General features: G+C 65.2%; 19 protein-coding genes. 6 read left to right on the top strand and 13 right to left on the bottom strand.

What is annotated here, in order from left to right; genetic code table 11:
- Positions 1–23: 23 nt before the first annotated feature.
- Genes puuE through R3D65_RS14535 form a run of 4 tightly spaced genes read left to right on the top strand, consistent with a single transcriptional unit; the run spans position 24 to position 3,381 of the window.
- Positions 24–1,445, top strand: a complete 1,422-nt coding sequence (puuE, locus tag R3D65_RS14520) for an allantoinase PuuE (RefSeq protein ID WP_371275954.1) — start codon at positions 24–26, stop codon at positions 1,443–1,445.
- A 5-nt stretch (positions 1,446–1,450) separates the two neighbouring features.
- Positions 1,451–2,281, top strand: coding sequence for a bifunctional allantoicase/(S)-ureidoglycine aminohydrolase (locus R3D65_RS14525; protein ID WP_371275955.1), 831 nt, complete (start codon positions 1,451–1,453; stop codon positions 2,279–2,281).
- The gene (locus R3D65_RS14530) at positions 2,278–2,781 is read left to right on the top strand and encodes an ureidoglycolate lyase (protein ID WP_371275956.1); all 504 of its coding nucleotides are present in this window, start codon (positions 2,278–2,280) and stop codon (positions 2,779–2,781) included. Before R3D65_RS14525 ends, R3D65_RS14530 begins: the two co-directional genes overlap by 4 nt.
- A 3-nt stretch (positions 2,782–2,784) precedes the next feature.
- Positions 2,785–3,381, top strand: coding sequence for a nucleoside deaminase (locus R3D65_RS14535; protein ID WP_371275957.1), 597 nt, complete (start codon positions 2,785–2,787; stop codon positions 3,379–3,381).
- Positions 3,382–3,390: 9 nt separating this feature from the next.
- Here the strand turns inward: R3D65_RS14535 and R3D65_RS14540 are convergent, their stop codons facing one another.
- Genes R3D65_RS14540 through R3D65_RS14565 form a run of 6 tightly spaced genes read right to left on the bottom strand, consistent with a single transcriptional unit; the run spans position 3,391 to position 8,191 of the window.
- A complete protein-coding gene (locus tag R3D65_RS14540; RefSeq protein ID WP_371275958.1) occupies positions 3,391–4,080 on the bottom strand; it encodes an ABC transporter ATP-binding protein in 690 nt (229 codons plus the stop codon).
- Positions 4,077–4,826, bottom strand: a complete 750-nt coding sequence (locus R3D65_RS14545) for an ABC transporter ATP-binding protein (RefSeq protein ID WP_371275959.1) — start codon at positions 4,824–4,826, stop codon at positions 4,077–4,079. Before R3D65_RS14545 ends, R3D65_RS14540 begins: the two co-directional genes overlap by 4 nt.
- Positions 4,819–5,799: a branched-chain amino acid ABC transporter permease gene (locus R3D65_RS14550; RefSeq protein WP_371275960.1), complete on the bottom strand. Its 981-nt coding sequence runs from the start codon at positions 5,797–5,799 to the stop codon at positions 4,819–4,821. The genes R3D65_RS14545 and R3D65_RS14550 overlap by 8 nt, the downstream gene beginning before the upstream one ends.
- A complete protein-coding gene (locus tag R3D65_RS14555; RefSeq protein WP_371276052.1) occupies positions 5,799–6,719 on the bottom strand; it encodes a branched-chain amino acid ABC transporter permease in 921 nt (306 codons plus the stop codon). Before R3D65_RS14555 ends, R3D65_RS14550 begins: the two co-directional genes overlap by 1 nt.
- A 58-nt stretch (positions 6,720–6,777) precedes the next feature.
- Positions 6,778–7,917: an ABC transporter substrate-binding protein gene (locus R3D65_RS14560; RefSeq protein ID WP_371275961.1), complete on the bottom strand. Its 1,140-nt coding sequence runs from the start codon at positions 7,915–7,917 to the stop codon at positions 6,778–6,780.
- Between the two features lie 37 nt (positions 7,918–7,954).
- The gene (locus R3D65_RS14565; protein ID WP_371275963.1) at positions 7,955–8,191 is read right to left on the bottom strand and encodes an Lrp/AsnC ligand binding domain-containing protein; all 237 of its coding nucleotides are present in this window, start codon (positions 8,189–8,191) and stop codon (positions 7,955–7,957) included.
- A gap of 193 nt (positions 8,192–8,384) precedes the next feature.
- Here R3D65_RS14565 and R3D65_RS14570 point away from each other — a divergent pair, with 193 nt between their 5' ends.
- Entirely contained in the window at positions 8,385–9,203 is an 819-nt protein-coding gene (locus R3D65_RS14570) for an alpha/beta hydrolase (RefSeq protein WP_371275964.1), read from the top strand.
- A 4-nt stretch (positions 9,204–9,207) separates the two neighbouring features.
- Here R3D65_RS14570 and R3D65_RS14575 read toward each other — a convergent pair whose 3' ends face one another.
- Positions 9,208–10,041: an oxaloacetate decarboxylase gene (locus R3D65_RS14575; protein WP_371275965.1), complete on the bottom strand. Its 834-nt coding sequence runs from the start codon at positions 10,039–10,041 to the stop codon at positions 9,208–9,210.
- Positions 10,038–11,231, bottom strand: coding sequence for a pyridoxal phosphate-dependent aminotransferase (locus tag R3D65_RS14580; protein WP_371275966.1), 1,194 nt, complete (start codon positions 11,229–11,231; stop codon positions 10,038–10,040). The genes R3D65_RS14575 and R3D65_RS14580 overlap by 4 nt, the downstream gene beginning before the upstream one ends.
- A 146-nt stretch (positions 11,232–11,377) precedes the next feature.
- Here R3D65_RS14580 and R3D65_RS14585 point away from each other — a divergent pair, with 146 nt between their 5' ends.
- Positions 11,378–12,328, top strand: coding sequence for a ChaN family lipoprotein (locus tag R3D65_RS14585; protein ID WP_371275967.1), 951 nt, complete (start codon positions 11,378–11,380; stop codon positions 12,326–12,328).
- A 70-nt stretch (positions 12,329–12,398) separates the two neighbouring features.
- Here the strand turns inward: R3D65_RS14585 and R3D65_RS14590 are convergent, their stop codons facing one another.
- The 5 genes from R3D65_RS14590 to R3D65_RS14610 form a co-directional block, all read right to left on the bottom strand.
- Complete coding sequence (locus R3D65_RS14590) at positions 12,399–13,076, bottom strand: response regulator (RefSeq protein WP_371275968.1); 678 nt, start codon at positions 13,074–13,076, stop codon at positions 12,399–12,401.
- Positions 13,077–13,144: 68 nt separating this feature from the next.
- Positions 13,145–13,933, bottom strand: a complete 789-nt coding sequence (locus tag R3D65_RS14595; RefSeq protein WP_371275970.1) for a 3-keto-5-aminohexanoate cleavage protein — start codon at positions 13,931–13,933, stop codon at positions 13,145–13,147.
- Positions 13,930–15,258: an aspartate aminotransferase family protein gene (locus R3D65_RS14600; RefSeq protein WP_371275971.1), complete on the bottom strand. Its 1,329-nt coding sequence runs from the start codon at positions 15,256–15,258 to the stop codon at positions 13,930–13,932. The genes R3D65_RS14595 and R3D65_RS14600 overlap by 4 nt, the downstream gene beginning before the upstream one ends.
- Positions 15,259–15,264: 6 nt before the next feature.
- Positions 15,265–15,699, bottom strand: coding sequence for a universal stress protein (locus R3D65_RS14605; protein WP_371275972.1), 435 nt, complete (start codon positions 15,697–15,699; stop codon positions 15,265–15,267).
- 14 nt (positions 15,700–15,713) lie between these two features.
- A complete protein-coding gene (locus R3D65_RS14610; RefSeq protein ID WP_371275973.1) occupies positions 15,714–18,338 on the bottom strand; it encodes a TRAP transporter permease in 2,625 nt (874 codons plus the stop codon).
- Between the last annotated feature and the right edge of the window lie 28 nt (positions 18,339–18,366).

The raw sequence follows: 18,366 nt of genomic DNA on the forward strand, positions 1-18,366 counted from the left end.
CCTGGCCGGGAGCGAAGAGACCCATGAAACGTTACGAGCGCGACATGCGCGGTTACGGCGCCCGCCCGCCCCATCCGCAATGGCCGGGTGACGCACACATCGCCGTCCAGTTTGTCATCAACTACGAGGAAGGCGGCGAAAACTGCCTTCTGCATGGCGATCCCCAGTCCGAAGCCTTCCTTTCGGAGATCACCGGCGCCACCAATTGGCCCGGCCAGCGCCACTGGAACATGGAATCGATCTACGAATACGGCGCGCGCGCCGGCTTCTGGCGCCTGCACCGCATGTTCACCGAAGCCGGCATTCCGGCCACCGTCTATGGCGTTGCCTCCGCGCTTGCCCGCTCGCCGGATCAGGTCGCCGCCATGCAGGAGGCGGGCTGGGAAATCGCCTCGCACGGACTGAAATGGATCGAGTACAAGGATTTCAGCGAGGAGAACGAACGCGCCCACATGCTTGAGGCGATCCGGCTGCATGCGGAAGTGACCGGCGAGCGCCCGCGTGGCTTCTACCTCGGCCGCGCGTCCATGAACACGGTGCCGCTGGCGGCACGCGAAGGCGGCTTCGACTACATCTCCGACGCCTATGACGACGACCTGCCGCACTGGATCGCGATCGACGGGCGTGAACAGCTCGTCATCCCTTACACGCTCGACACCAACGACATGCGCTTTGCCGCCGTGCAGGGCTTCAATTCCGGCGAGCAATTCTTCACCTATCTGCGCGATGCCTTCGACACGCTCTATGCCGAGGGCATGGATGGCGCTCCGAAAATGCTCAATATCGGGCTGCATTGCCGTCTTGTCGGACGGCCGGGGCGCGCCCTGGCGCTCAAGCGCTTCATCGACCACGTGCTCAATCACGAAAAGGTCTGGGTGGCCCGCCGCATCGACATCGCCGAACACTGGAAACGCGTTCACCCTTATGCGCCGCCCCGCCTGAAGCCGTCTGCCATGGACGAGGCGGATTTCGTTGCCCGCTTTGGCTCGGTTTTCGAGCATTCGCCATGGATTGCCGAACGCGCCTTCGATCTGGAACTCGGGCCCGCCCATGACAGCGCCGGCGGCCTGCACAATGCACTGGCCCGCGTCTTCCGCTCCGCGTCCGCCGACGAACGCCTCGGCGTGTTGCGCGCCCATCCGGATCTGGCTGGCAAACTGGCCCAGGCGAAACGCCTGACCGCGGAATCCACCGCTGAGCAGGCTTCAGCCGGCCTCGATGCGCTGACCGATGCCGAGCGGGCGCGCTTCACCGCGCTGAACGAGGCCTATACGGCGAAATTCGGTTTTCCGTTCATCATCGCGGTGAAGGGCCTGACCAAAGCGGATATCCTCGCCGCTTTCGAGACCCGCATCGACAACAGCCGGGAAATTGAATTCGCCACCGCCTGCAGGCAGGTCGAACGCATCGCGCTTCTGCGCCTGAAAGACATGCTGCCGGAGTGAGCGCCATGAACGAGCCTCTTTACCACGCCCCGCATGGCGGCCTTCCCGGCCAGTCGCAACTCATGACCGGCCGCGCCGTCTTCACAGAGGCCTATGCCGTCCTGCCGGCGGGCGTGCTGCGCGACATCGTCACCAGCTATCTTCCCCATTGGAACAGGACCCGGCTGTGGGTGATTGCGCGCCCCCTGTCGGGCTTTGCCGAAACCTTCTCGCAATACATCATGGAAGTGGCGCCGGGCGGCGGCAGCATGCGGCCGGAAGAAGACGAGCGTGCCGAGGCCGTGCTCTTCGTCATGGAGGGCGAGATCACTGTCACCCTGGATGGAATGGCGCATCGCATGACGCCCGGCGGCTATGCCTATCTGCCGCCCGCCAGCGGCTGGACGCTGACAAACGAGGGCGGCGCCCACGCCCGTTTCCACTGGATCCGCAAGGCATGGCAACCGGTCGAGGGACTGGAAGCGCCCGAACCGCTGTTTCTCAACGAGCGCGACATCGCGCCAACCCCCATGCCGGACACACAAGGCCGCTGGGCGACCACCCGTTTCGTCGATCCCGCCGACCTGCGCCATGACATGCATGTCACGATCGTCACGCTGCAACCCGGCGGCACCATTCCCTTCGAGGAAACCCATGTCATGGAGCACGGGCTCTACGTGCTGGAGGGCAAGGGCGTCTACAAGCTGAACCGCGACTGGGTGGAAGTGGAGGCTGGCGACTTCATGTGGCTGCGCGCCTTCTGTCCGCAGGCCTGCTATGCCGGCGGCCCCGGCCCGTTCCGTTACCTTCTGTACAAGGACGTCAACCGGCACATGCCGCTGACGCGCTTCCCGTGAGCCGCATCGTTACCGCCCGCCCGCTCACCCGCGAGGCCTTCGCCGGTTTCGGTGACGTGATCGAAACCGATGGCGCGGAGCATTTCGCCATCAACAACGGCAAGTGCGAACGCTTTCACGACCTGGCGAAGGTGGAAGCCGCCGGTCCCGGCGGCCGCGTCCTGATCAATATTTTCCGCGGCACACCCTATGCCATGCCGCTCGCCCTGTCGCTGGTCGAGCGCCACCCCTTCGGCAGCCAGGCCTTCATGCCGCTGTCGCCGCGCCCGTTTCTCGTCATCGTCTGCCCGGATACGGCAGATGGTCCCGGCCGCCCCCAAGCCTTCGTCACCGCGCCTGGACAGGGCGTGAATTATGCCCGAAACACCTGGCACGCGGTTCTGACGCCCATCGGCGAACCGCAGGATTTCCTCGTCGTCGACCGTGGCGGCGAAGGCTCGAACCTGGAAGAGTTCACCTTCCCCGAGCCCTGGGAAATCCGGCTGCCGGAAGGAGACTGACCGATGACCGACGAATCCCGCCTGATCGACCGCATGCTCGACGTGATCGAGCATGACATCATCCCGCTGACCGAAGCCGGCGTTGCCAGGGGCAACAAGCTTTTCGGCGCCGCCATCCTGAGAAAGGATGACCTGTCGCTGGTGCTCGCCGAAACCAACAACGAACTCGAAAACCCGCTCTGGCACGGCGAGACGCACACGCTGAAACGGTTTTACGAAATGCCGGCCGAGCAGCGCCCAGACACGAAGGACTGCCTGTTCATTTCCACCCACGAACCCTGCTCGCTTTGCCTGTCGGCGATCACGTGGACCGGCTTCGACAATTTCGCCTACCTGTTCAGCCACGAGGACAGCCGCGATTCCTTCGCCATTCCGCATGACCTGAAGATCCTGAAAGAGGTCTTCACGCTCGATCCCGGCGGTTACAATGCGGAAAACGCCTTCTGGAAAAGCTGGTCCATTCCCGCTCGCGCCAATGCCCTGCCCGAGCCGGAGCGCAGCCAGGCGCTGGAGCGCATCGCCCGCATCAAGGCGAAATATGACCAATTGTCGGCCGCCTACCAGGACAACAAGGAAGGCAATGCGATCCCGCTCAATTGAGGCGGGACGTCACACGCCCAGGTAACGCGTGGCGACGGCGTCGGTCAGATCGGCCGGCGTCCCCTGCCACGCGCTGGCGCCCTTTTCCAGGATCACGCACCGGTCGGCAAAACCCTTCAGTTCCTTGAGCGACTTGTCCACCACGAGAATGGACAGGCCGGTCCTGCGCAGCGCGGAAACGGCCGCCCAGATTTCCTGCCGCACGACGGGCGCCAGCCCTTCCGTCGCCTCGTCGAGAACGAGCAGGCGCGGATTGGTCATCAGCGCGCGCCCGATGGCCAGCATCTGCTGCTCGCCGCCCGAAAGCGTGGCCGCCGCCTGTGCCTGCCGCTCCTTCAGGCGTGGAAACAGGCCATGCACCCGCTCCAGTGTCCAGTCACCGGGCCGCGCCGCAGCGATGAGGTTCTCGCGGACCGTGAGCGGACCGAAACAGCGCCGGCCTTCCGGGACCAGGCCGACGCCAAGCCGGGCCACCCGGAATGGCGGCAGCGCGCCAATGTCCTGCCCTGCAAAGCGCACACGCCCGCCATGATGGCGCATCAGCCGGCAGATGGTGCGGATCGTCGTGGTCTTGCCCATGCCGTTTCGCCCCATCAGCGCCACGGCCTCGCCCTCGCCCACTGACAGGCTGACACCGAACAGCGCCTGTGCCGTGCCATAGCTGGCCTCGATCGCCTCGACATCCAGAAGCGCCCTCATGCCTCCTCTCCCAGATAGGCTTCGCGGACCAGTGCATTGGCGCGGATTTCATTGCCGGTCCCGGTGGCGACAACCTTGCCATAGACCATCACCGATATGCGGTCTGCCAGGGCGAAGACGGCATCCATGTCATGTTCGACCAGCAGGATCGGCGCTTCCGTCTTCAGGTCCGCCAGCAGACGGGTCAGCCGTTGCGAGCCGTCCGGTCCCATGCCCGCCATCGGCTCGTCCATCAGAAAGACCTTTGGCCGCATGGCCAGCGCGATGGCAATTTCCAGTTGCCGCCGCTCCCCGTGCGACAGGCCGGATACCGGCACATCGGCACGGCTTTCCAGTCCCGCGCGGGCGAGCGCCGCCATGGCCGGGCCGGTGAGCGCGCTGTCGCGCAAGGCGGAGCGGAAGAAATGGAACACGCCGCCGGCACGCGGCGAAACGGCCACCATCACATTGGCCAGCGCGGAAAACTCCGGCGCCAGCGCAGAAATCTGGAAGGTTCGAGCCAGCCCCAGCATGGCGCGCCGCGCCGGCGGTTCCTTTGTGATGTCGGCGCCATTGAAGCGGATCGCGCCGGCATCGGGAAGAATCTCCCCCGCGATCTGCTTGATGAGCGTGGTCTTGCCGGCGCCGTTCGGCCCGATCAACGCGTGAATCTCGCCCGGCCTGAGATCGATACTGACCTTGTCGCTGGCAACCAGCGCACCGAAGCTGCGCGTGATGCCTTCCAGTTCAAGCACCGGATCAGCCATGGCGGCGCTCCTTCAGCACGAAACCGGCCAGGCCACCGCGCGCGAACAGCACCACGGCCAGAAGCGCCAGGCCGAGGAAGAACAGCCAGTGCTCGGTGAGGCCGCCAAGGAAATGTTCGAGCATCACGTAGAGCGCCGCGCCGGCAATGGGGCCGCCAAGCCGCCCCACTCCGCCAAGGATGACGAAAATCATGATCTCGCCCGATGTATGCCATGACAGCATGGCCGGGCTGACGAAGCGGTTGAGGTCGGCATAGAGCGCACCGGCAAGCCCGGTGATCATGGCGGAAATGACGAAGGCCACGAGCCGCACCCGGTAGGGACTGATGCCTGCGGAGGTGACACGCAGCGCGTTCTGCCGCGCCGCCTCCAGCACAAGACCGAAACGCGAACCCGTCAGCCTTGCGGCCAGCACCGCCACGGCAACGAGCATGGCGAAAACCAGCAGGAAGAAGGACAGCGGATCGAGCGTGTTGACGCCGGGAAAGCCGTTGCGGACATAGATGGACAGCCCGTCCTCGCCGCCATAGGCCGGCCAGGAAATCGCGAAATAGTAGATCATCTGCGCGAAGGCGAGCGTGATCATGATGAAATAGACACCGGATGTCCGCAGGCTGATGGCGCCGATGGCCAGCGCCGCCAGTCCGGCGACGATCACCGCCACCAGCCAGAGAACCGGCATGAAGGTGGTGCCCTCGATCAGGAAAGGCCACTCGGTCAGCGGTTCGTAATTCTGGGCATGGCTGGACAGGATGCCCACCGCATAGCCTCCCAGCCCGAAGAACGCGGCATGGCCGAACGAGACGAGCCCGCCCTGCCCAAGCGCCAGGTTCAGCCCGATTCCGGCCATCGCGAACACTGCCACCTTGGTGGCCAGCGTGATGGTGAAGGTCTCCCCGGTGGCGAAGGCGATCAGGCCCACGGCCAGCAAGCCGGCGGCCAGAATGAAGGTGAAAAAGCCCTCCGCGCGCATCAGGCCGCACTCCCGAACAGTCCGCCCGGCTTCAGCGCCAGAACCACGGCCATCAGCATGTAGATCAGGATGGAGGCGATGGCGGAACCGATCGTGCCTGCGCTTGAGGCATCCATGATCAGCCCGAGTGCCTGCGGCATGAGAAACCGGCCGAGCGTATCGGTGACGCCGACCAGCAGCGCACCCACCAGCGCACCCTTGATCGATCCGATGCCGCCGATGACGATGACCACGAAGGCGAGGATCAGCACCGGTTCGCCCATGCCCACCTGGACCGACTGGATGGCACCGACCAGAGCCCCGGCAAGGCCGGCCAGCGCCGCTCCGAGCATGAAGACGATGGTATAGAGCCGGTCGATGTTCACGCCCAGCGCCGCGATCATCTCGCGGTCGGCATCGCCGGCGCGGATGCGCATGCCAAGGCGCGTTTTCGCCACCAGCACGAACAGTCCGGCCGCGATGGCCAGCCCCGCGCCGATGATGGCCAGCCGGTAGAGCGGATAGGTGATACCGCCCGGCAGCGCGATCGAGCCGGACAGCGCCTCGGGAATGTCGAGATAGAGCGGAAACGAGCCGAACAGCCAGCGCGTGCCTTCCGAGAAGACGAGGATGAGCGCGAAGGTGGCCAGCACCTGGTCGAGATGGTCGCGGTCATACAGCCGCCGCAAGACGGAAAATTCCACCAGCGCCCCGGCGGCGGCGGCAGCCGCGAGGCTGGCGGCAAGCCCGAGCCAGAACGAGCCGGTGGCAGCCGCCACGCCGGCGCAGGCAAACGCACCCACCATGTAGAGCGAGCCATGGGCGAGGTTGATCAGCCCCATGACGCCGAACACCAGCGTAAGCCCGGCCGCCATCAGGAACAGCATCATGCCGAGTTGCAGGCCGTTGAGAACCTGTTCGAAAAACAGCGGAAGGGTCAGCGGTCCGGCTCCGGAAGAGCCTTGGCGGGCAGCCGGCCGGCCGCCCGCCACAGGCGGATCACATCTTGCACTCGGCCCCGTGCGGGTCCTGGTGGTTTTCGATTGCCGGACCGACGATGCGGTTGGTCACCACGTCGCCCTCCTTCACCACCTCGCGCATGTAGATGGTCTGGATCGGATGGTGGTTGGCCGCGAACTTGAAATCGCCGCGCGTGGACGCGAAATCGGCCGCTTCCAGCGCCGTGCGGAAGGCGTCGGCATCGCTGACATTGGCCTTGCCCTTGGCCGAGAGCAGCAATTGCGCCGTGTCATAGCCCTGGCTTGCATAGAGCGACGGCAGGCGGCCATATTCGGCCTGGAAGGCCTCCACGAACGCCTTGTTGGCCGCATTGTCGAGATCCTTGGACCAGTGCGACGTGTTCTTGACGCCCAGCGCCGCCTCGCCGACCGCGCCCAGGATTCCCTGGTCGAAGCTGAAGGCAGGCCCCATCAGCGGCTTGTCGGCGCCAGAGCCGGCATATTGCTTGATGAAGGAAATGCCCATGCCGCCGGGCAGGAAGAAGAAGACCACGTCGGCATCCGTCGCCTTGATCTGCGCGATCTCGGCGGCATAGTCGGTCTGCCCGAGCTTGGTGAAGACCTCGGCGCTGACATCGCCCTTGAACATGCGCTTGAAGCCGTTCACCGCATCCTGGCCCGCCGGATAGTTCGGCGCCATCAGGAACACGGAGTTCACCCCGTTCTCGCTCGCCCATGCGCCGGCAGCCTCGTAGAAGGCGTCATTCTGCCAGGCGACATTGAAATAGTTCTTGTGGCAGCCCTTGCCCGCCAGTTGCGACGGTCCGGCATTGGGCGACAGGTAGAACTTGCCCTGCGCCGTGACCGAGGGCACGACGGCCATGGCGAGGTTGGACCAGATGATCCCCGTCAGTACATCCACCTTGTCGGACTGGATCAGCTTGTCGGCCAGCTGCACCGCCACGTCCGGCTTGCGCTGGTCGTCCTCGATGACCACTTCGACCTCGGTATCGCCGGACTGCTTGACCGCCAGCATGAAGCCGTCGCGCACATCGATTCCCAGGCCCGCGCCACCGCCCGAAAGCGTCGTGATCATGCCCACCTTCAGCGGCTCGGCCTGAACGGCCGTGGCCATTAATACGCCGGCCAGCGCGGCCAGCACCTTTTTCGTCCTTGTCATGTCGTTTCCTCCCGTTTTTTCCCGCTCGCGGCCTTCGTCAGAAAGCCTTGAAGGTCAGTGTCGTCAGTGAACGCGAAATGCCGGCGATATCGAGAATGTTGTCGTTGATGAACTTGCCGATATCCTCACCGTCGTCCACGTAGAGCTTCATCAGCAGGTCGAAGTCGCCGGATGTGGAAAACAGCTCTGACGCGATTTCCCGCTTGTAGAGTTCATCGGCCACCTCATAGGTCTTGCCCGGCACGCATCTGAGCTGCACGAACACACATTTCATGATTTCACCTGTCCTTCACTGGCACGAACATGGGCGCCTGCGGCGCCCGCGTTCCGTGAGTACACGTTAAACATCGCCGCCCGTTTGGCAAGCATGACCGGCCGGCCGATCGAAGAAAGGTAAATCCGTTCATGCCGCCTTTGCGTTCCGGCATCTGGCGCTTAATGTCGGCGCGGACAAACGGAGGAGCACCATGCACGTGACCGATTGGGATGATGCCTATGACAATTTCGGCCATATCCCGGATGCCGGAACCTACCCGGCGCGCTGGGCCGAACAGGCTGCCGCATTCCGCGAGACCATGGAGGCCGCGGGCCGCGCGCGTCTGGACATCGCCTATGGCGGGGAAGACCGTGAACGGCTCGACATCTTCCTGCCGGCCGGCGCCCCGAAGGGCCTCGCGGTCTTCGTGCATGGCGGCTACTGGCGCGCCTTCGACAAGTCGATGTGGTCGCATCTGGCCGCCGGCGCGCTGGCGCGCGGCTGGGCCGTGGCGCTGCCGGGCTACACACTGGCGCCGCAGGCGCGCATCAGCCACATCACGGCCCAGGTCGGCGCCGCCATCGCCCGCGCCGCGGCCGAGGTCAAGGGTCCGTTGCGCCTGTCAGGCCATTCCGCAGGCGGCCATCTCGTCACCCGCATGGTCTGCACCGGCAGCCCGCTGCCGCGCGATGTGCGCACCCGCATCGACCACGTCGTCTCGATCTCGGGCGTGCACGACCTGCGCCCGCTGATGCGCACGAAGCTGAACGATTTGCTGCAAATCGATGGCAACGAGGCCCGCGCCGAAAGCCCGGCCTTGCTGGAGCCGATCGACGGCGTGTCCCTGACCTGCTGGGCGGGCGCAGCCGAGCGGCCGGAATTCGTGCGCCAGAACGCGCTTCTTGCCAATGTCTGGACCGGCCTTGGCGCCGAGACCGAATGCATCACCACGCCCGGCGAACATCATTTCAACGTCATCGACGCATTGATCGATCCGCAAGGCGATCTGGTGCGCCGCCTGGCGCCCTAGGACGTCACCGTGTACCGGCGCCCTTTGCCAACATGGCATCGACCTCGTCGCCGGAAGCGGCCATGTCCAGCCCAGTAAAATCGCCCGCGCCGATGATTTCGGCCATGCGGTCACGAATGACTGCATGGGTCGCGCGCGCCACCATCGAACCCAGCGACACGCGGCGGACGCCGAGCCGGGCAAATTGTTCAAGGCTGAGGGACCGCAAAGGCCCCGCCGCAAGCGCGTTGACCGGCCGGGTCACGGCCGCGACAACCCGTTTCAGTTCATCCACGCCCGGCGGAACCGGCACGTAAAGCAGGTCGGCACCTGCCGCCTCGAACGCACGGATTCGTCTCAAGGCCTCATCCAGGTCGTAGGCCCCGTTCATCACTCCATCGGCCCGGGCACAGAAAACAAATGGCCGCCCCAGCGCCCGGGCGGCAGAAACGCCAGCCTTGATCCGCTCGACGGCAAGATCGAACGCATAGGCCGGATGGCCATCGACCATTCGCGTGTCCTCGATCGAACAGCCGGAAAGTCCGGCTTCCGCTGCCAGGCGGATTGTCTCGCCAATCGCGTCCGGTTCATCCGCGAAACCGTTCTCGAAATCACCGGATACCGGCAACGTCGTGGCCGCGACAATCGCTTCCGCATGGGCCAGCATTTCATCGCGGCTGACGCGGCCCATGTCCGGCAGGCCCAGCGTGAAAGCATATCCGGCCGATGTCGTGGCCAGCGCCCTTGCGCCGGCCGCCGCCATCATCCGCGCGGAACCGGAATCCCAAGGATTGGGAATGACGAAACAGCCCGCCTGGTGCAGATCGTGGAAGGTCCGGTGACGTTGCGCGAGGCTCATGCCGCACCCCTCTTGCCTGCCATGAGCGCGGTGACATGGCGGCGGATGCGACGCGCCGCCTCTTCCAGCACGCCGTCGGGCTGGCACAGCGAGATGCGCACATGGCCGGCGGTCGACGGGCCGAAGGTTTCGCCCGGCATCAGCGCCAGCTTCTCCGCCCCCAGCAATTCCCAGGCAAAGGCGTTGCCATCAGCACGGACGTCGCGAATGTCCGCCATGAGATAGATCCCGCCTTCCGAGCCACGGACAGTCACGCCCGGGCAATCCGCCATGGCCGCGTGAAAGGCGGCGCGGCGGCGCGCATAGAGCGCCGTGATATCGGCGACGCCATAGGCCCGGTCGAGCGCCTCGACAGCGGCATGCGACACGAAGTCGTTGAGACCATAGGTGGAAACGAGGTTGAGGCCAACCAGCGGCCCGGTCACGCTTTCAGGACCGGTCAGCCAGCCCACACGCCAGCCGGTCATGCCATGGCTCTTGGACATCGAATTGATGACCAGCGTCCGCTCCGCCATGCCGGGAAGCGCGCGCGGCGACAGGTGGCTTCGCCCGCCCGTATGGCTCCAGTAGACCTCGTCGGAAAGAAGCCACAGGTCGTGCCGCCTGCACACATCGGCAATGCCTTCCAGCGTGTCACGGGTGTAGATCGCCCCGGCCGGGTTGTTCGGCGTATTGATCAGGATGGCCCGCGTACGCTCCGTCACGGCAGCGGCAATATCCACCGCGCGGGGCTGGAACCCGTCTTCCGGCCGGGCATGGACCAGCGTGAAATCCGCTCCGGCCGCCCGGAACGTGCCGGGATAGGTGGCGTAATAGGGCGCGCAGACGATGGCGTGGCTGCCCGGATCGCAGACCGCCTGCACAGCGGCGTAGAGCGCACCTTGCCCGCCCCCCGTGGCAAGAACCTCCTCCGGCCGCGTGGCCACGCCGGTCACCGCTTCGGAAACCCGCGCCATGGCTGCCCGCAAGGCCGGAATGCCTTCAAGCTGGGTATAGTGGTGATAGCCCGCGTGGAGCGCCCGGTCGCAGGCCGCGACGATCTCGGCGGGCGTGTCGAAATCGTGGTCGCCGGCGGTCACCATCAGCACGTCCTCGCCCGCCTGCCGGCGCGCCAGTGCGTGAAAGTGGATTTCCCAGCCCGTCTTGCCACCCTCAAGGATGTTCGAAACGCGCTCGGACAGATGCGGCATGGTTCCCTCCTGGCAGAAAGCCTTTCCTATCATGGCATCGCACGCGAAACGATCAAAAGACATGATCCGTGCGTCATTTCTGCTTATTGATCGCCGGGCGCAAAGCCCCATCTTGGGCATTGCGCAACAGGACAGGAAGAAGGTCCATGATCCGAACGGCACTCCTCGCCATGGCTGCAAGCCTCGCTGCAAGCCTTCCTGCCCATGCGCTCGATCTTTACTCCTGGCAATCGCCCCATTTCCGCGACCATCCGCTCAACGGCGCCATTGTGTCTGCGCACGGCCCGGCCACGCCCGAAGCCCTGCTGGAGGCGGTCGCCGCTTCGCACTTCGTCGCGGCCGGCGAAATCCACGACAACCCGGATCACCATCGCCTTCAGGCGGAATTGCTCAAGGCCATGATCGATGCCGGCAAACGTCCCGCCGTGGTTTTCGAAATGGTACCCGAATCGCTTCAGCCCGTCCTTGACCGCGCCCCGGACATCGGCGCCGCGGATCTGGGCGCGGCCCTCGACTGGGAAGAACGCGGCTGGCCGGAATGGTCGATCTACCGGCCGATCGCTGACGTGGCGCTGGCCGCCGGCCTGCCGCTGGTCGCCGGCGATCTTGACCGGGATGTGATTCGCGCCATCGGCCAGCAGGGCCGGGACGCCCTTGCAGCCAGGGACATCGCCCGTATCGGCCTTGACCTTCCCTTTCCCGCCACGGCGTCGGAAAGCCTGAAGCAGGAACTCGTCGACAGCCATTGCGGCATGCTGCCCGAGACCATGATCGCGCCGATGATCACCGTGCAACGGGCCCGCGACGGCGCACTTGCCGCTGCGATGGCGGCCCATGCCGAACGCGGCGCCTTCCTCGTCGCCGGAGCCGGCCATGTGCGCGAGGATCGCGGTGCGCCGGCTGTCCTCGCCCGGATGCTGCCGGAAGAGGACGTGCTGACCATCGGGCTCTTGCAGACCGGTGATTCGCAAAGGCTCGACGATCATGCCGCCAACGAGCCTTTCGATTACGTGATCCTGACGCCACGCGCCAATGTGGATGACCACTGCGCGGGATTGCGCGAGCGCTTTGCCCCGAAAGAAGAAAAGACCGACTGAGGGAGGCGGCCGAAACCGCCTGCCGGACCGGCAGGCCGCTTGCAGCGGCTTCCGGCCGGTGCGAACCGCCCTAATGCGGAACGGTGAATTCCTGGCTCTCGCGAAACAGTTCCGAGCCGTCGAGCTTGGAAACCTCGATGACGGCCTGCGTCCGGCTGTAGACCGAAAGCTTGCGCAGGATCTCCGAGACATGGGCCTTCACGGTGGTCTCGCCCACCTGCAATTCATAGGCGATCTGCTTGTTCAGCAAGCCCTGGCGCAGCATTTGCAGCACCCGCAATTGCTGTGGCGTCAGCGTCGCCAGCCGCTTGACCAGTTCGGCGCGGTCCTGGCTTTCCTCGTTGGCCGGCCCCGCTTCGTAGGACGCAGGCACATAGACCGCGCCATCCATGACCTCGCTGATGGCCGCCGCCAGATCGGCCTTGCGCACCGACTTGGGAATGAAACCCGCCACGCCGTAGGACAGCGCCTCGCGAATGATGCGGTTGTCCTCATGGCCGGACACCACGACGACGGGCAGGCGCGGCCAGGCGGTGCGAATCTGCAACAGGCCCTCGAAGCCCTGGATGCCGGGAATGTTCAGGTCCAGCAGCGCGAGGTCGAAGGAGGACGATTGCGCCAGGATGTCCTGCGCTTCGGCGATGGTGCGCGCCTCCAGCGCTTCCGCTTCCGGGTACACGCTTTTGAGCGCGCTGTGCAGCGCCTCACGGAAAAGCGGATGGTCGTCGATGATCAGAAACCGTGCCATGCTTCAAGAGACCACAGATGCATGCCGCCTGTCATTTGTACTTTCGATCACGCAGGAGCCGGTCGCGCTTATCCTCCGGCGGCAAGCCCTACCAGCCGCACCACCTCCGCGATGCGCTCGCCATTGTCGCGGGCCAGCGCACCGTCGCGGTTCCACAGGCTGTTCTCGAAGCCGCAGCGTGCCTTTCCCCCGGCCTTGAGTGCGGCCAGCAGGCAATCGGTTTCCGCCTGCCCGAAGGCGCAGAGCGCCCAATCTGCGGCAAGCCCGGTTGCAGCCAGCGCCGTACGGAATGGGCCAAGGTCGGCCGGGTCGCTCTGCTGCCCCTCGCTGTAGCGCCCGAGCACGAACAGAACCTGCAGGTCGGCGCGCGGGATAACGCCCGATGAGACTTGCCTGCCGAGCGCCGCGACCTGTTCGGGCGCGTAGAGAATGTGTTGCACGGCGATCCCGGCTTCATGCGCCCAGTGATAGAAACGGCGCGCTTCGGCCATGTCCGCGGGGTCGGGGATCATTTCCGACAGCGCCACCGACACCATGTCCGGCATCACAGCCCGCACAACCGCCCGCTGTTCGGCGGGCGAATAGCGGCCGACCGCTTCCGTGGTGATCTGCACGGCCATGGCCGGGGCGCGAAGCCCCATCTCGGCAATCAGTTCACGGTAGAGCCCCGCATCGAGCACATGCGCGCCCTGCCGGTCGCGCACATGCGCATGCAGCCCGCCCGCGCCCGCCTCATGGCAGGCAAGCGCCGCCTCCACCGTCTCCGCCACACTCACCGGCAGCGCCGGGTGGTCGGCCTTCGTCCGCCGCGCGCCATTGGGCGCGACCATCAGCACCGGCAGCGGCGTGACGCTCATCCAAGCACCCGTTTCACGGCGACCGAGAGCTTCTCCGCCACTTCCTCCACCTGCGTGTCATCCATGATGAACGGCGGAGCCAGCAGGACGTGATCGCCATTCACGCCATCGATCGTCCCGCTCATCGGATAGCAGATCAGGCCTTCATTGAAGGCGGCCTTCTTCAGCGCCCTGGCAAGCCCCCGCTTGGGGTCGAAGGGCGCCTTCGTCTCCCGGTTCTCGACGAATTCGATACCGAGGAAAAGACCGCGCCCGCGAATGTCGCCGACATGGGCATGCTGGCCGAACGCCGCGTCGAGGCGCGCGCGCAGCTTCGCCCCCTTGTCGCGCACATTGTCCAGCAGCCCGTCCCCGGTGATCCGCTTGAGCACCGCGCAGGATGCTGCCGCCGCCAGCGGATGGCCCATATAGGTATGGCCATGCTGGAAGAAGCCGGATCCCGCCGCGATGGCGTCATAGATGGCGGCCGAGCACAACATGGCGCCGATCGGCTGGTAACCGGCACCAAGCCCCTTGGCGATGGTCACGATGTCCGGCCGCACGCCCTCCTGCTCGCAGGCAAACAGCGTGCCGGTGCGCCCCATGCCGCACATCACCTCGTCGAGAATCAGCAGAACGCCATGGGCGTCGCAAATCTCGCGGATGCGTTTGAAATAACCCTCCACGGGCGGTACCGCGCCAGCCGTCGCGCCCACCACCGGCTCGGCGATGAAGGCCATCACGTTTTCCGGGCCGAGACGCAGGATTTCCGCTTCCAGTTCATTGGCCACGCGCTGTCCGTAGTCGAAGGTGCTCTCGCCCGCCTGCCGTCCCCTGTACTCGTAAACCGGGCTGATATGGGATGTTTCGGCCAGCAGCGGCGCGAACTGCGCACGCCGCCATTCGTTCCCGCCGGCGGCCAGCGCACCCAGCGTGTTGCCATGATAGCTCTGGCGCCTGGCGATGATGCGGCTGCGCGTGCTCTCGCCTTTCTCCAGGAAATATTGCCGCGCCAGCTTGATCGCCGCCTCCACCGCTTCCGAGCCGCCCGACACGAGATAGACCCTGTCGATCCCCTCCGGCGCATGGTCGATCAGCAGATCGGCCAGTTCTCCAGCCGGTTCGGAGGAAAAGAAGCCGGTATGGGCAAAGGCGATCCGGTCAAGCTGGCCGCGTATGGCATCGCTGACGGCACGGTCGGAATGGCCGAGGCAGGAAACGGCTGCCCCGCCGGACCCGTCAAAATAGCGCTTGCCGTTCGCGTCGATGATGTAGCAGCCGTCGCCCCCCACGGCGACGGGAATGTCCGCTCCGGTGGAGCGGCCGAAAAGATGGGCCTGGCCCATGGCATGTCACCCGGCGTCACGTACCACGAAAACCGATTGCCGGGCGTGACGCACCACCCGGGCGGCATTAGGGCCAAGCAGGTAGTCCTTCAGTTCGGGACGATGCGAGGCCATGACGATGAGATCGCACTTGAGCGCATCGGCCGCTTTCATGATCTCGTCATAGATCGTGCCGTGCGCGACATGGCCGTGGACGGTTATGTCCTCCAGCGGGCACGCGTCGAGGAACGTCTTGAGCGAATGCTGGGCATTGGTCAGCAATTGCTTCTCGTAATCCTTTGGAAAGCCGGCGCCGACAATGGCAAACCCGTAGGACGGCACCACGGTCAGCACGTGCATCTCCGCACCATAGCGCCGCGCCATGTCGGCGGCCACGTCGACGGTTTGCCCCGCCACCGCCTTTTCACCGAGGTCGATGGGCACGAGTATGGTCTTGTACATCGCCTTTCCTCCCCTCAGAACGCCGGCACGGTCTGGCGGCGGCGCTGGAACAGCACCACGACAGCCAGCAGCAGCAAGGCCGGAATGTAGAAGACTTCCTTGGGCATGCGCTCTGCTTCTGTCTGCACCACCGCGATCTCGACCGGCGCATCGCCGTAGAAATCGAAACCCTGGAACTCCGTGAAGAACTGGGTGCCCGCCAGCGGTTCTTCCAGAATGGCCTTGCCATCGTCCACGCTCACCATGAGGCCGGCCTGGTCCAGCCGGTCCGCCCCGTCGCCTGCCGCGCCAAGCTCGGCAATGATCGTCCGCTCGGAAACCACGTCCGGCTTGTCGAAATCGGGCCCGCGAACGACCATGCGCAGCGTCCCGTTCTCCGGCTGCTGCGCCGCCAGTTCGATCACCTCCGCCCCCGGCCGGTTGTCATAGGGCTCCTGCACATAGTCGAGCCAGAAACCGGGCCGGAACAGGGTGAAGGCAACAAGCAGCAGCGCGACCGATTCCCAGATGCGCGAGCGCGTCAGGAAATAGCCCTGCGTCGCGGCGGCAAACAGCATCATGGCGATCACGGCAACCACGAAGATGAACACCGCCTTGACCGCCGTCACGTCGATCAGCAGCAGTTCCGTGTTGAAGATGAACAGGAACGGCAGCAGCGCCGTGCGGATGTCATAGGTAAAGCCCTGCACGCCGGTGCGAATGGGATCGCCGCCCGAGATCGCCGCCGCAGCGAAGGCCGCAAGGCCCACGGGCGGTGTGTCATCGGCAAGAATGCCGAAATAGAACACGAACAGGTGCACCGCGACCAGCGGAACGATCAGCCCCTGCGCCGCGCCCACCGACACGATCACCGGCGCCATCAGCGAGGAGACGACGATATAGTTCGCCGTCGTCGGCAGCCCCATGCCGAGGATGAGGCTCATCACCGCCACCAGCAGCAGCATGGCGATCAGCGATCCGCCCGACAGGAACTCGACGAACTCGCCCACCACCTGGTGCGCGCCGGTCAGCGACACCGTGCCGACGATGACGCCGGCCGCCCCCGTGGCCACGCCGATGCCGATCATGTTGCGCGCACCGGCGATCATGCCGTCCACGAAATCGCGCCAGCCGTCCGAAAAGCCCTGGCCGAAGCCGCCCTCGCCGCGAATCGCTCGCTTCAGCGGCTTCTGGGTCAGAACGATGAAGATCATCGACACGGTTGCCCAGTAGGCTGACAGCGTCGGCGAAAGGCGCTCGACCAGGATGCACCAGATCAGGATGACGATCGGCAGGATGTAGTGAAACCCGGTGATCGCCACGTCCCAGGGGCGCGGCAGCACCTCCATCGGCGCGTTCGGGTCATCCATCTCCAGGTCCGGATGCTGCGCCGCCTTGTAGACCAGCGCCACATAGGCCGCCAGGAACAGCAGCAGCGCGGTATAGAAGGTCATGCCGGGGAAGACCACCTTGACCCAGCCGAGGCCGTAATAGACGGCCGCGGCCACCACCGCCATGGCGATGAAACCGAGCAGTACGCCCGACAGGCGCTGCGCCAGCGTGCCCACGACCGTCGGCCGCTCCAGCCCCTTCAGCCCCATCTTCAGGGCTTCCAGATGAACGATATAGACCAGCGCAATATAGGAGATGATCGCCGGCAGGAAGGCGTGCTTGATGAGTTCGGGATAGGCGACGCCCGTGAACTCGGAAATCAGGAAGGCTGCCGCGCCCATCACCGGCGGTGTCAACTGCCCGTTGGTCGACGAGGCCACTTCCACCGCGCCCGCCTTTTCCGGCTTGAAGCCGGTGCGCTTCATCAGCGGGATGGTGAAGGTGCCGGTCGTCACGACATTGGCGATGGAAGACCCCGAATAGAGGCCGGAAAGGGCGGATGCGACGACCGCCGCCTTGGCGGGTCCGCCGCGCAGGTGTCCCAGCAGCGCGAACGCCAGCTTGATGAAGTAATTGCCCGCACCCGCCTTCTCCAGCAGCGATCCGAACAGCACGAACAGGAAGATCATCGAGGCCGAAACGCCGAGCGCCACCCCGAACACGCCCTCCGTCTGCATCCAGTAGTGCCACATCGCCTTGCCGAAGGAAGCGCCCTTCCACTGGATCGCGTCCGGCATGGCATCGAGATGGCCGAAGAAAACGTAGAAGACGAAGACGGACGCGACGATGACAAGCGGCAGGCCCAGCGCCCGGTAAACCGCGATGGCCAGCGACAGCATGCCGATGGTCGACATCACGAGATCCGCCGTGGTCGGCAGGCCGGCCCTGTCGGCTATGTCCTGTTTGAACCACAGCAGGTACAGGCAGGAAGCCGCGCCGAGAATGGCAAGTCCCCAGTCATAGAGGGGAACCCGGTCGCGCGGGCTGGACTTGAACAGCGGATAGGCCAGCATGGACAGCGCCAGGGCGAAGGCCAGATGCACCTGCCGGGCTTCCTGGTTGTTGAAGACGACATTGGCACCCGTCATCGTGGTCAGGATGAAAGGGATGTCGGAGGCGATGTAAAGCTGGAACAGCGACCATACGAAGCACAGCGCCAGGATGAACCGACCCGCAAGACCGGTCGCGTTGCGCGCCCCGCTCTCCACCTCCGCGACCATCATGTCGACGTCGACATCCGGTCGCTTCTTGTCTGCAGCCTCGCTCATGGCACGGTCCCTCGCTTGTCCCCACGTC

It is taken from the genome of Zhengella sp. (assembly GCF_041397485.1).
Classification (GTDB): domain Bacteria; phylum Pseudomonadota; class Alphaproteobacteria; order Rhizobiales; family Rhizobiaceae; genus Zhengella.

Bases quoted from the DNA above. Each gene is read 5' to 3' on its own strand.
- puuE (WP_371275954.1), top strand. From the start codon at position 24: ATGAAACGTTACGAGCGCGACATGCGCGGTTACGGCGCCCGCCCGCCC.
- R3D65_RS14525 (WP_371275955.1), top strand. From the start codon at position 1,451: ATGAACGAGCCTCTTTACCACGCCCCGCATGGCGGCCTTCCCGGCCAG.
- R3D65_RS14535 (WP_371275957.1), top strand. From the start codon at position 2,785: ATGACCGACGAATCCCGCCTGATCGACCGCATGCTCGACGTGATCGAG.
- R3D65_RS14540 (WP_371275958.1), bottom strand. From the start codon at position 4,080: ATGAGGGCGCTTCTGGATGTCGAGGCGATCGAGGCCAGCTATGGCACG.
- R3D65_RS14545 (WP_371275959.1), bottom strand. From the start codon at position 4,826: ATGGCTGATCCGGTGCTTGAACTGGAAGGCATCACGCGCAGCTTCGGT.
- R3D65_RS14550 (WP_371275960.1), bottom strand. From the start codon at position 5,799: ATGCGCGCGGAGGGCTTTTTCACCTTCATTCTGGCCGCCGGCTTGCTG.
- R3D65_RS14560 (WP_371275961.1), bottom strand. From the start codon at position 7,917: ATGACAAGGACGAAAAAGGTGCTGGCCGCGCTGGCCGGCGTATTAATG.
- R3D65_RS14565 (WP_371275963.1), bottom strand. From the start codon at position 8,191: ATGAAATGTGTGTTCGTGCAGCTCAGATGCGTGCCGGGCAAGACCTAT.
- R3D65_RS14570 (WP_371275964.1), top strand. From the start codon at position 8,385: ATGCACGTGACCGATTGGGATGATGCCTATGACAATTTCGGCCATATC.
- R3D65_RS14575 (WP_371275965.1), bottom strand. From the start codon at position 10,041: ATGAGCCTCGCGCAACGTCACCGGACCTTCCACGATCTGCACCAGGCG.
- R3D65_RS14580 (WP_371275966.1), bottom strand. From the start codon at position 11,231: ATGCCGCATCTGTCCGAGCGCGTTTCGAACATCCTTGAGGGTGGCAAG.
- R3D65_RS14585 (WP_371275967.1), top strand. From the start codon at position 11,378: ATGATCCGAACGGCACTCCTCGCCATGGCTGCAAGCCTCGCTGCAAGC.
- R3D65_RS14590 (WP_371275968.1), bottom strand. From the start codon at position 13,076: ATGGCACGGTTTCTGATCATCGACGACCATCCGCTTTTCCGTGAGGCG.
- R3D65_RS14595 (WP_371275970.1), bottom strand. From the start codon at position 13,933: ATGAGCGTCACGCCGCTGCCGGTGCTGATGGTCGCGCCCAATGGCGCG.
- R3D65_RS14600 (WP_371275971.1), bottom strand. From the start codon at position 15,258: ATGGGCCAGGCCCATCTTTTCGGCCGCTCCACCGGAGCGGACATTCCC.
- R3D65_RS14605 (WP_371275972.1), bottom strand. From the start codon at position 15,699: ATGTACAAGACCATACTCGTGCCCATCGACCTCGGTGAAAAGGCGGTG.
- R3D65_RS14610 (WP_371275973.1), bottom strand. From the start codon at position 18,338: ATGAGCGAGGCTGCAGACAAGAAGCGACCGGATGTCGACGTCGACATG.